Source organism: Leptospira haakeii (assembly GCF_002812045.1).
In the GTDB taxonomy this organism is placed as follows: domain Bacteria; phylum Spirochaetota; class Leptospiria; order Leptospirales; family Leptospiraceae; genus Leptospira_B; species Leptospira_B haakeii.
The window spans coordinates 584241-595706 of record NZ_NPEG01000001.1 but is presented as its reverse complement, the minus strand read 5'-3'; the positions used below and the strand labels follow the sequence as shown (position 1 = coordinate 595706).

The following is an 11466-nucleotide window of genomic DNA, read 5'->3' as shown; positions in this document are numbered from 1 at the left end:
TGTTTTAGATTTTGATCCGATCCAAATAGTAAATACGGGAGCCAATCTCCCGTTTTTCCTGCTCGAAATGGGAGATTGGGAAATTTGCTCTTTGGAGAGAAAACTCAGAATTGATAGGTTTATATCTAAGATCGTCCCGAAAAAGACGAATTCCTTTACGCGCATAAGGGCCGTAATCGGTCGCAAAATGGAATACGCCGTTGTTTTTCAGAAGAATATGAATCGTATCTAGAAATCTAGGATTTAAAGTTCTGTGTTTATGGTGTCTACGTTTAGGCCAAGGATCGGGAAAGTTCAGAAGTATCTCATCGAAAATACCTGATTCGAAAATTTCTTCTAAAAACCAATTAAAGTTCACTGAAAGAAGTTTAACGTTCTGGATATCTTGCTCTTTCAGATCGCGGATTGTTTTGCGTAAACGATCCGCCTTCTTCTCCATAAGGATAAAACCGGTCTTTGGATTGTCTTTGGCCAAGGACACAGCGACTTCTCCCCAGCCAGAACCTAACTCTAGATAATATGTCCCGAATTCTTCGGAAAACAAATCGTTTTTTTTTAATTTACTTCCGGGGTTTAATTTTAAGAAATAATCAGAGGTAAAGGGGATTCTAGTAGCGATCTTCCATTGTTTTTCACGAAAATTCGATGTCATCGCTGAATACCTGCAAATACCAAATCTCTTAGTTGTCTAATTTAATACAGTGAAAATAAAATTATACGGAGTAAGAGGATCACTTCCTACTCCGCTTTCCGGTTCAGAATATAGAGAAAAATTAGAAAAGATCCTAGAGTCCGCTCATAGGGAATTTAAATATAAGAACGGAACCTTTTCCGTTCCTACATTCTTACAATCATTGAGCCCGGAATTGTTACGTCCTGTGGGTGGAAACACCACTTGTGTATATGTCGAATCAACAAAAGGCCAGAAATTAATTATAGATTGTGGTTCCGGAATGAGAGAACTGGGCAATGATCTTCTGAAAGAAGGTATAGCTCAAGGCGGCACTATCAAAATTTTAGTGACACATACTCATTGGGATCATATACAAGGTTGGCCTTTTTTTAAACCTGGATACATTCCAAGCGTTCAAGTAGATTTTTATTCCACCATTTCCAATCTGAAAGAAAGATTCGATCGCCAACAAAATCCTGAAAACTTCCCGATCACATTGGATGAGATGATGTCTAAAAAAACATTCACTCTTCTTCAAAGACAACAGACAGTTGAGATAGGTGATTTTAAAGTAACTCCTTTCCTTTTGAAGCATCCTGGTAATTGTACAGGGTATCATATAGAAGAGAATGGAAAAAGTTTCTTGTTCTGCACAGATGTAGAAGTTAGAGAAGAGGATCTTTCCGAATTCGAACATTTACGCGCTAAATTCGGAAGTCCTAACATGCTGATCATAGATGCTCAATATAGCTCCGAAGAAGCGGATCGTAAGATCGGTTGGGGCCATACCTCCGGTAGATTGGCTGTTCGTTGTGGAGAAGTTCTGGGTGTAAATAAACTGGTTTTAACTCATCATGAACCAGATCATCCGGATGAAGAAATCATACGAATGTTCAATCAAGAAAACCAATCTACTACCCTAGCAGAGATTGTATTAGCTAGGGAAGCCGATATATTTAATTTATAGTCTTTTTTTTAAAAGAATCTTATGCTTATAAGAAATCTTCTTTGAAATTTTTTCTTAGTACTGTATCCTCTTCCGCCTATGCAAGAACTAGAGATCGGGATGAATCCTTCTCGCAAGGTAGTGCCCGATTCGCTGACGGATAAAAGATTTTATACAAGATTCCGTAAAGACAATCGGGTTAAACTTTTCGAGGGAGGAAATTGGAGCGAAGGTATTCTGGTAGATATATCTATGATAGGAGCATCCATTCTTTCGAATGAGGATTGGAGTCCTGGCAAAAAGATAACAATTATGTCACCAATGTTTACCTGCGAGATACCAGGAGAGGTTATTCGTAAAACTGTTAGCGATATGGGACAAAGATATGCGATTGTATTCCATGATCTTTGTGACTCAAGTATACTTGAGATACTCAATAAGATAGCGAATTGCAGATAACGTTTTTCTATTAAGTAAAGGGAATTTTTTTCCCAAACTCTAAACTCAAGGCTTGCCAGGCCGACATTTATAATAGGATGAACCTGGGAGTTATACAATCTTCTTCCATGATGGAAAGACCGAAAGATAGTTCGGTTAAGTACATTGGCCATGGGCAACTGGAAAGTGCGCCTCAGGTTAGTTCTGTACTCCATGTCATTTCTCATGAACTTGCACATGTCGCAGAGTTTCGCAATGAAGCAATACGAGATAATGCTGAGCTTCGATCCATTGACGTATCGATCGAATATGAACTTAGAGACGGAAAATTAGTGGCAGTTGCTGGGGAAACCAAAGCAACAACAATCAAAAAGACCGAAGAAAAGAAATCCAATCTTTTAGCTTTAGATGAAGCAGAAGGTGAAAATTCCAGCAAACAGGCTGATTCTACTAAGAAAAACGAAGCGGCTTCTCATTCTGATCTCATATCTGATAAAGAATGGGAACTTATGTCTGAACTAAGAGATATCGATCTGGAATTGAATCGATTGGATAAGAATCAGGTTTCTTCTCATGAGGATCCGGAAAGAAAGTCGGAAGACGAAGCTCGTCGTCACATGGAACTTATCGAAAGAAAACGTAAGTTGGAGATGGCTTTAAGCCAGGAAAAACTGAAAGCTCTTTTGGAAGAGACTTTAAAAACAATCCAAGAACTAAATCAAAAACAGATCCAATTTGCTGGACAAGTATATTACGGTGATGCGATTAACGCAGCCGGCAATCTTTTAGAAACTCACGCTTAATTTTAACCTTGTTCATTGATCTCTTGAGGGATCGTGTCTTCTTCCATAGGAGGAATTATCAAGGATTTCATCATATTCTCTATTATCTTTCTGAGCTCGGGTAGACCTTTTCCATACTTAGGAGAAACAAAAACAATTTCTAACATAGGATATAATCCTTGGATGTTTTTCATTTTTTTTCTAAGTTTGGAAAGTTCAGACTGATTGAGCTTATCTACTTTAGTACGGATTAAAACAGGTTTAGTTCCTTTTTCGAAACAGGTACCAATTAATTCTAATTCTTCGTCAGGCAATTCTCTTTGAGCATCTGACAATAAGAACAGACATTTTAGATCTTTGGCCGAGTTTAGATAGTTCATCAAAAGATCCATCATCTGCTCATGATCTTTATGAGAATTTGCGGAATAACCGAAACCAGGAGTATCAACTAAGAATAAAGATTTTGAAACTAAGAAAAAGTTAAGAAGTTTAGTTTTACCAGGGGTTGCAGAAACCTTTGCCAAAGATTTTCTTTCTACGATTGCGTTTAATAATCTGGACTTTCCGGAGTTGGAACGACCTGCAAATGCGATATGAGGAATACCTTTGGAAGGAACTTTAGAAGCATCTGCATAAGAAGATAGAAATCTAACTTCTCTAAAGAATGGGTCCGGCTTTAATTCTTGGAGTTCTTCCATAAACCTCTGGACTCTCTAATCTTGTTGGAAATCATCCGATCGAATATCATCCAAACGGGCATCCCACATACGAAGACAAACCAATACAGTTTTCCCTTCCCGTTTTAGAATGGGTAGCATTTTTCTGACCGGAACCGGAATCTCTTTCTCTCTAAGGATTTCGGAAACGTCTCGATGGATTCCTCCAAGCAGGATTTTTTCTCCTTCTCCGTCGTTAGACGGCTCGCAATTTTTCGGGATCTTCTTTGTTTTACCGTTCCATTTCAAAAAGAAAGAGTCAGAGTTATAGCTGAACGGTTTCAAATAAGAAGCGGTTTTGGGTAAGATGTACAAATCTGACGAAACACTTTTCCAAAACCAAACTTCTTTGTTTTCGAGAGAAAAGGAAACTTTTCTATCTAGGTTATGAAGGAGGTCCGCAAGAAATTGAGAATTCAGGGGATGAAGGCTTAAACTTTTCAAATGTAAATCCAAAACTTGTTTGCAAATGGAGGCGGGCTCTTCTTCCAAAATACGTCTGGATACTGTTCTAATCTCATCTTCGTTTATTTTGCGGTTTGTTGTTCCACTTCTAGGCGTATCTGAATCGTGAAAATTACGAAAAATTTTATCCGGATCAGCTCCTTCTTTTAAAAATACGGGAAGAAGTTCGGATCTGATCCTATTTCTGAGATAACGTGAAGAATGATTAGATTCATCTTCGAATACGGGCCACTCTGCCATTGCCAATGCAGTCTTACGATCCTGTTCTCCGAATAATAATAACGGTCTGAGCCTATTATTCTCTAAAAGTCCCAATGTCCTTAGAGAATTCCAGCCACCACCTCTGATTAGTTGTAAAAGTACTGTTTCTAAATAATCTTCCGCATGATGTCCGGTTGCAATATAACCGTTTATCTTTTCGGAAATTTTTTCTAGGTCTCTAAATCGAAGGACTCTTCCTGCTTCTTCTAAGCTTAATTTTGCCTTAGCTGAAAACTTCGGAACGTTTTTTTTTTAAAGATCGAATTAGGGGTTATAGAGCGGATATATTTTAAGATATCGGATTCTTGTTCTGCATTATCACGAATAGAATGATCCAAATGATAAATTATAGGAAAATGAGAAATTAGATTTTTATTATGAAGCCAAAGGTAGAATTGAAGAAGTAAGGAAGAATCTTTTCCACCGGAAAAAGCTATAACTGCAGGTTTGTTTTTCATAAAGTCTTGGTAATTTTCTAATTGAGACCAAGCAGATTGAAAAATGGATTCTAAGGTTTCGTTCATTTTTATTTTAAACGTTTTACGCCTATTAAAGTAATATCATCTGTCTGTTCCCTTTCCCCGGTAAAGTTTTTTATCTTTTTTAGGACAGTTTCTAAAAGAAGAGGAAGACTTTCTTTTCTTGCCTCAAAGACAGATTTATGTAGACGATCCATTTCGAAAAAGTCTTCAGAAGGGTCCATGGCTTCCCACACTCCATCTGTAAACATCAGGAAAAAATCTCCGGGTTCTAAGTAAAATTCCCCACTATTCTCAAAATGGTCTATATCGGGATCTATCCCTAAAACTACTCCGCCTGTAGGAATTTCTTCCAAACGATTTTCCTTTTTACGATAAACCAGAATATTCCCCTGACCTCCACCACTGAAAACAAAACGATTTTCATTTTGATCCCAATGAATAATGGTTAAAGACATGAAACGCGGAGATACAATATCCTTAAAATAGTTCTGATATAGGTAAGTGTTTACCGTTTGTAAAATCTCCCAGGGACTTGGATTTTTTCTGACTAAAGAATGGATCACTGTTCTAACGGTCGCCATCACTATACCGGCCGGAACTCCTTTACCGCTTACATCACCTATACATACATAAGTTTCTTTATTGGCGGGATGAGTTATAAAATCGTAATAATCTCCACCAACTCCTATTGCTGGTACCATTATTCCGCCGAATTCGTAATTTGGATGATCCGGCATTTTTCTAGGAAGTAATGACCTTTGTAAGTCTCTCGCGATCTCAATTTCCTTATCTAATCTTTCTTTTTCGGCTCTTTGGTGGAATAGATGAAAGTTTTGGACTGAGATCCCTGCTTGGACTGCAAATGCGTTTAATACATCTATTTCTTCTGGGCTCCAGTGTAGTTCTTCTTCCTTAGCGAGAAGTATCCAGATCTCGGAATTTTCAGAGCGTAGTACTGGTAAGATAGCTAAGTGTTTTTTCTTTCCGTTACTACCTAAAGTTTTCCATTCTTTTAGATCTGTAGAGTCCATTAGTATTCCAGATTCTGTAGGCTTTTTGAGAATACTCCATTCTCCCTTTAATTGAATATTCAGTTTAATCTCGGGAGCTCTCGGACTTCCCGTAAGTATATGTCCTTCGGTAGAAATTGTATTTCCTTCTCCGTCAATTTTTCTTTCTATTAAAACGAATAGATTGCTTTCCGAAAACTCAGTTAAGGAAAGAAGAATGACCCGGAAAATTTCAGTCCTATACTTGAATCCCAAACTACTGAGTTTTAAAGCAGCAGAGTGAAGGTTTCTAAAATTTCTGGATTGAGTTTGAGAAACTTCGAAAAGAATTCTGTTTTTTAGCGTAGTTGCAAATTGACTAGCGATCAATTCTAAAAAGTAACGATCCTTTTCCGCTTGAACGGGATCGTCTTTTTCATAATCTACATTAATTAATCCTAATACTTCTTTTTTTAGATGGATAGGGACTGAAAGTTCTGATTCTACCTTATTTACTCGGCCATATTGTCTGATCTGTTTATGAGGTTGTTCATCAAATCGATAATACACCGATTTACAAGTTTCGATTGCTTGTCCTAAAGGGCCGTTCTGTTCTCCCTTCTTGATCTCCATTCTAAATGCTAATTTCTCTAAAGCGGGACCTTTTTTGTTTTTGCACGATTTTACTAAGATACGATCCAATCTCGGCTCATACACCATGACGGAGATCCCGGGAAGATTCAATTTTCTGAATGCTAAGTTTGTAAAATTTTGGAGAAGGTCATCCAAATTCGGACTAGTATTAAATAGGGAGAGAAATTCTAATAAGATCTCATTCGATAATGCGTGAACTTCTGGAGGTTTGATCCTATTTCGTTTTCTTTTTTCTAAGATCCACTCTCTTCCACAGGAATTACAAAGAAATTTCCCATCTTTGAGTTTCCCATCCGGAAGATAATACTCTCCGCAAAATACGCAGGACATCCGGAGAAAAATAGTAAAGAAAATGTTTACTAGAGGAAAGACGTTTTCACCTCATTTTAAATAAAATCATCGAATAACGAGAATTCGTTCTAAATTTTGGAGTTTATCTTATTCTAAAATTCGAAGGTATATCGATCATTTGTAATATTATGTCATTTGAAATAGTGAGCATGAAGCGATTCTGATGCAAATTTTGCAGTCCTTCCTCGAAACAAAGCGAGTTGCTTGGATTTTAAGTTTTTTTCCTTGACCGCAAAATCATCAATCAGCACCTTTTTTAAGCAGATGTCCGGTTACATAAAACCCAGCCCTCTCCGCCATATACAAGAAGTGGCAACCGCTATGAATTCGACTTTGGATCCAGATCGTCTTCTGGATCTGATTTTGGAGAGATGTATCCAAATTTGTGAGGTTGGGTCTGGTTCCCTCATGCTGATCAGCAGGGGAGATGAGGTTTTAGATATCGTTACTTTCAGAGGAATGAACCCTTCTGTTCGTACAAAAGTTAAGCTTAGGGTTGGAGAAGGTATTACCGGTATTGTTGCGGCCTCCGGCGAAGGGATGATCGTTAACGATGTTACCCAAAACCCACATTATATTTCTATTAAGGACGATATTCTTTCAGAGCTTGCAGTTCCGATGATCGTAGAAGATGAGGTGATCGGAGTTATTTCTCTCGACTCTAGCAGAAAGCAAGCTTTCTCTGAAGAGTATCTTGAGCTCGTTTCCACTCTCGCCAATATGGCGGCTCAGATCTTTAAAAACCTTCAAACTTTCAGACAGTTGGAACAGAAGAATAAGATCCAACAAGTACTCATAGATATTTCTAGAACTGTAACTTCTACCTTAGTTCTCCAAGAAATTTTTGATGATGTGATGGATCGATTGGATAAATCTCTCAACCTTGAAAGAGGTTCAATCGTTCTATTTGATTCTGAGAAGAATATACTAAAACTCAGTGCGGCATCAGGACTCACCGCAGAAGAAATGGAAAAAGGAGTCTACCTTCCTGGAGAAGGAGTCACCGGAAAAGTTTACGAATCCGGAGAAGCAGTTATTGTTGAATCAATCGTAAGCGATGAAAATTTCCTGAATAGATTAGGAAATGCCAGCCATTTTAAAAACAATCCTGAGAACGTTAGTTTCCTTGCGGCACCTATCAAATCTGATACGGATGTATTGGGTGTAGTTAGCGTATTCTTCGTTCATAAAAAATACGTGGACCTTAAAACGTATTTAGACTTCCTTCAAGTAGTCGCCTCCGTAATTTACCAAGCGATCCGTATCCAAAAACTGATCGATGAAGAAAAGCGGGAAATCTCTAGAGAGAACATCTTATTAAAACGAGAACTTAAGAATAAGTATAAATTCGGTTCTTTGATCGGAAAGTCCAAGTCTATGGAAAAACTTTTCGAGATGATCCAACTTGTTTCCGATTCTCGCGCCTCTATATTGATCACTGGAGAATCCGGAACAGGAAAAGAGATGATCGCATCTGCGATCCATTATAACTCTTCCAGAGGAGATAAACCTTTTATCAAGATCAACTGTGCTGCTATTCCTGAAAATCTTTTGGAGTCTGAATTATTCGGCCATAAAAAAGGATCATTCACCGGTGCCGTCGCTGATAAAAAAGGAAAGTTTGAGATGGCCGATACAGGTACCATCTTCTTGGATGAGATCGGAGAGATGGATCTCAATCTTCAATCCAAACTTTTGAGAGTTCTTCAAGAAAAGGAAATAGAGGCAGTAGGTTCAGTTAAACCTAAGAAAATCGACGTTAGGATCATAGCTGCGACTAACGCAGATCTGGAAGAACTCATCTCTCAAAAACTCTTTAGAGCTGATTTATATTATCGTTTGAACGTGGTCAATATGTTGACCCCACCTCTTCGTGAAAGACCGGAAGATATTCCTCTTCTGATCAATCATTTCATCACCAAGTACACTTCTGAAAATGTTAAGAAGATCAAAGGTATCACTAGAGAAGCTCACAAACTTCTTATGAGCTATAGCTGGCCTGGTAACGTTCGTGAATTAGAGAACGTGATTGAAAGAGCAGTGGTTCTTTCTCAATTAGAAATGTTGGATATCCAAGACTTCTCAGAAATCAGCGGACGTATACTTTACGGCGACGAGGGAGAAGATGTGGAAGTTGGTGTAGATCCGGAAGCTTCTTCCGAAGTAGCAAGTTCCAAGTTCTCTCCTGCTCATTTAGATGCGTTGGATGGAAGAGCTATGGAAGTAGTTGTCGGAGAAGTTGAAGCAAGACTGATCAAGTATGCAATGAAGAAATTCAAATACACCAAGACCAGGGTTGCCAAGTTCTTAGGAATCAACAGGAACACTCTAGATAAAAAGATCAAAGATCTTAAGATAGATTATTAAGAAGGAAGTTTTTCCTTCCAGTTTTGATCAAATTGTTTATAGTTACAGGTTAATTCTTCATCCTTTAGGATCTTACGGACAGCTCTGTCTTTTCCTAAAGGATTACTTTCTCCCTGAACCCCACTTTTATCTTCCAAAGTGTTTGCTTGATCGCTATGGTTCATGAAGCGGGAATTATCCACACAGAAATACCATTGTCCTTCAAACAAATATGAATATGTATAGATCAGATTTTGGAGTCTTTCAGGAAGAGCTTGGACTTCTTCTTCTGTTAGGGTCCAAACAGTTTTAGGATGGAATTCCCACACGAGTTCGCCTTCTTCTATATCTCTACCCGCGAAAACTCCAAGGCCTCCAATTGGAGACTCGGAAACGTAAGTCGGTACTTTCAGCATATTTCTATAATCCGATTGCGGCCGCGGAAAGTGAATCATTTTCTGGAGAAGGATAAGGTTCCAGACTTCCATTTTTTAAGATCACTACTTGGTCCGCAGCGTGCAAACCTGTCAGTCTATGGGTCACAGAAACGATTGTTCTTCCTTCTCTCAATTTTTGGAGAGTTTTTAAGATCCTTGCTTCAGTGATCGGGTCCAAAGCAGAGGTCGCTTCATCCAAGAGAAGAATTTGAGGATTACGTACTAAGGCTCTTGCGAGAGCGATCCTTTGTTTTTCTCCACCTGAAAGTTTAGAACCTTTATCTCCAGCTATCGTCTCGTATCCATCTGGAAGTGCGGAAATGAATTCGTGGATCTCTGCAAGTTTTGCTGCTTCGATCGCTTCTTCAGGAGTTGCGTCAGGACGTCCCATACGAATATTTTCAAGAATGCTAGTATGGAATAAGAAAGTATCTTGGAATACGATTCCAATCATGGAGTGAAGAGCATCTAAACGGATCTTCTCCATTGCGATTCCATCTAAAGAAACTTTTCCTTGGTTCGGCTCCATCATTCCTAAAATGAATTTTAGAATGGTACTTTTTCCGGAACCACTTTGACCAAGGATAACCGTATATGTTCCTTTTTTGATCTCTAGGTTTACGCCGCTAAGATTTTTAGTTCTACCTTTATAACGGAAATGTAAATCTTCTAGTTTGATGGAATTTTGTAATTCAGAAGGTGCAAATGGACGTTCTCCTTCTGATTCGAAAGTAGGAGTCCTTAAGATCTCTAATATTCTTCTAGCGGAACCGCTTGCTTGGTTCATAGTTGGGAAATACTGGGACACATAAAGAAGAGAATAAGACAAATTCAAGAATGGGGGAAGAAAAGCCGCCAAAGCTCCCACGCTTACCATTCCATGGAATGCAAACCATGCACCCGAAATCAAAAGTACTGCTTGTAAAAGTAGAATTCCACCGGAAGCAGAACGTTCCAAATAAGAATTGGTCAGTCCTAATCTTAAGGAAACATGAAATAGTTTTTCGCAGTTTCCTTTAAATTTATCCCAGAAAGCTCCATCTAAATCGTAAACTCGAATCAGATTCTGAGCAGAAATAGATTCCTCGACAGCGGTGAGTACCTTGGCTTCTTCTATCTTTCTTTCGTAACTTGCAGCAGTAGATCTAGTGGAGAAGAATACCGGCCCTAAGAAAGTGATTGGCCAGATCAAGGTAGCAATTGCGCCTAATTTCCAATCCAAAGCGAATAGTAATGCAGTCCCAAAGATTGCTTCGAGTAATGGAGAGATTCCCCAAGGAATCAATGCAAGTACTGCGTTTTCTAAAGCAGAAAGGTCGGTGGAAAATCTTGAGAGAACATCTCCCAAACGAGTATTTGCATAAAAGTCCAGATTCACTCTTTGTAAGTGAATGAATAACTCTTCTCTCATGTCTCTTATGGCACGAGCGGAGACCCAATTATACAGATAATCCCTAACTGTTCCAGCAGCTGTGATTAAGATCGTGCCTCCGACTAGAAGAGCTCCAGTGATATAAAGAACTGTTTCGTTCTTCCCTATTAAAGCTTCGTCGATCAAAAACTTAAAAGAGAAAGGAATCGCAGAATAAACGATGATTTCAGTAAAAAGAAGGCCTAAAACGATTCCCAATCGTACTTTATAATTTTTAAAATATCTGCCTAACCCAAGAAGAATAAGAAAAGGAGATTCGGAAGAAGACTGATTTCCCCCAAAACTTGGTCCTAAAGAAGAAGAATAAGAACCTCTCGCAGCCTGGCTTCCTTGAGGAACCTTCGGTCCGGCCGCTTTTGAGTTAGAATACGTCGCTTGTGGTTTTCCGAATTTAAATCCTTCGGTAAATTTCTGTTTATTTGTCATATATGTATCCCCAGCGGGAAGAAGGGCGTATCGGTTAGTAAAAAAATTTCTCCGATTTCCCCAGTATA

At 38.6% G+C, this 11466-nt stretch carries 11 protein-coding genes and 1 pseudogene; 4 read left to right on the top strand and 8 right to left on the bottom strand.

Annotation, left to right across the window (positions count from 1 at the left end; translation table 11 throughout):
• Positions 1-4: 4 nt before the first annotated feature.
• A complete protein-coding gene (gene trmB, locus CH377_RS02835; RefSeq protein WP_100722307.1) occupies positions 5-652 on the bottom strand; it encodes a tRNA (guanine(46)-N(7))-methyltransferase TrmB in 648 nt (215 codons plus the stop codon).
• 49 nt (positions 653-701) lie between these two features.
• Between trmB and CH377_RS02830 the strand changes: the two genes are divergently transcribed.
• The 3 genes from CH377_RS02830 to CH377_RS02820 all read left to right on the top strand — a co-directional run bounded on the left by CH377_RS02830 (position 702) and on the right by CH377_RS02820 (position 2860).
• Positions 702-1640 carry an MBL fold metallo-hydrolase gene (locus CH377_RS02830; RefSeq protein WP_100722306.1) on the top strand — a complete coding sequence of 313 codons (939 nt, stop codon included), beginning with the start codon at positions 702-704 and terminating at the stop codon, positions 1638-1640.
• A gap of 99 nt (positions 1641-1739) precedes the next feature.
• Positions 1740-2078: a PilZ domain-containing protein gene (locus CH377_RS02825; protein WP_243401940.1), complete on the top strand. Its 339-nt coding sequence runs from the start codon at positions 1740-1742 to the stop codon at positions 2076-2078.
• Positions 2079-2155: 77 nt separating this feature from the next.
• Positions 2156-2860, top strand: coding sequence for a hypothetical protein (locus CH377_RS02820; RefSeq protein WP_100722304.1), 705 nt, complete (start codon positions 2156-2158; stop codon positions 2858-2860).
• Between the two features lie 2 nt (positions 2861-2862).
• On the opposite strand, the gene yihA is transcribed toward CH377_RS02820, so the two are convergent.
• The 5 genes and pseudogenes from yihA to CH377_RS02805 form a co-directional block, all read right to left on the bottom strand.
• On the bottom strand, positions 2863-3537 hold the full coding sequence (yihA, locus tag CH377_RS02815; RefSeq protein ID WP_100722303.1) for a ribosome biogenesis GTP-binding protein YihA/YsxC: 675 nt from the start codon (positions 3535-3537) through the stop codon (positions 2863-2865).
• Between the two features lie 15 nt (positions 3538-3552).
• Positions 3553-4260, bottom strand: coding sequence for a tRNA lysidine(34) synthetase TilS (tilS, locus tag CH377_RS19580; RefSeq protein ID WP_243401961.1), 708 nt, complete (start codon positions 4258-4260; stop codon positions 3553-3555).
• Positions 4249-4452 (bottom strand): annotated as a pseudogene (locus CH377_RS19900) (PP-loop family protein); the annotation flags it as partial. The gene tilS and the pseudogene CH377_RS19900, both read right to left, overlap by 12 nt.
• A 41-nt stretch (positions 4453-4493) precedes the next feature.
• Positions 4494-4805 carry a PP-loop family protein gene (locus tag CH377_RS19895; protein WP_125172137.1) on the bottom strand — a complete coding sequence of 104 codons (312 nt, stop codon included), beginning with the start codon at positions 4803-4805 and terminating at the stop codon, positions 4494-4496.
• 2 nt (positions 4806-4807) lie between these two features.
• Positions 4808-6736, bottom strand: a complete 1929-nt coding sequence (locus CH377_RS02805) for a GAF domain-containing SpoIIE family protein phosphatase (protein ID WP_100722302.1) — start codon at positions 6734-6736, stop codon at positions 4808-4810.
• Between the two features lie 342 nt (positions 6737-7078).
• Here CH377_RS02805 and CH377_RS02800 point away from each other — a divergent pair, with 342 nt between their 5' ends.
• Positions 7079-9124, top strand: a complete 2046-nt coding sequence (locus CH377_RS02800) for a sigma-54-dependent Fis family transcriptional regulator (protein ID WP_100722795.1) — start codon at positions 7079-7081, stop codon at positions 9122-9124.
• Here the strand turns inward: CH377_RS02800 and CH377_RS02795 are convergent.
• Positions 9121-9519, bottom strand: a complete 399-nt coding sequence (locus CH377_RS02795; RefSeq protein ID WP_100722301.1) for an SET domain-containing protein — start codon at positions 9517-9519, stop codon at positions 9121-9123. The two genes, CH377_RS02800 and CH377_RS02795, sit on opposite strands and share 4 nt — an antisense overlap.
• A gap of 4 nt (positions 9520-9523) precedes the next feature.
• The gene (locus tag CH377_RS02790) at positions 9524-11398 is read right to left on the bottom strand and encodes an ABC transporter ATP-binding protein (protein ID WP_100722300.1); all 1875 of its coding nucleotides are present in this window, start codon (positions 11396-11398) and stop codon (positions 9524-9526) included.
• Positions 11399-11466: the final 68 nt, after the last annotated feature.

Bases quoted from the DNA above. Each gene is read 5' to 3' on its own strand.
- trmB (WP_100722307.1), bottom strand. From the start codon at position 652: ATGACATCGAATTTTCGTGAAAAACAATGGAAGATCGCTACTAGAATC.
- CH377_RS02825 (WP_243401940.1), top strand. From the start codon at position 1,740: ATGAATCCTTCTCGCAAGGTAGTGCCCGATTCGCTGACGGATAAAAGA.
- CH377_RS02820 (WP_100722304.1), top strand. From the start codon at position 2,156: ATGAACCTGGGAGTTATACAATCTTCTTCCATGATGGAAAGACCGAAA.
- yihA (WP_100722303.1), bottom strand. From the start codon at position 3,537: ATGGAAGAACTCCAAGAATTAAAGCCGGACCCATTCTTTAGAGAAGTT.
- tilS (WP_243401961.1), bottom strand. From the start codon at position 4,260: ATGGCAGAGTGGCCCGTATTCGAAGATGAATCTAATCATTCTTCACGT.
- CH377_RS19895 (WP_125172137.1), bottom strand. From the start codon at position 4,805: ATGAACGAAACCTTAGAATCCATTTTTCAATCTGCTTGGTCTCAATTA.
- CH377_RS02805 (WP_100722302.1), bottom strand. From the start codon at position 6,736: ATGTCCTGCGTATTTTGCGGAGAGTATTATCTTCCGGATGGGAAACTC.
- CH377_RS02800 (WP_100722795.1), top strand. From the start codon at position 7,079: ATGAATTCGACTTTGGATCCAGATCGTCTTCTGGATCTGATTTTGGAG.
- CH377_RS02795 (WP_100722301.1), bottom strand. From the start codon at position 9,519: ATGCTGAAAGTACCGACTTACGTTTCCGAGTCTCCAATTGGAGGCCTT.
- CH377_RS02790 (WP_100722300.1), bottom strand. From the start codon at position 11,398: ATGACAAATAAACAGAAATTTACCGAAGGATTTAAATTCGGAAAACCA.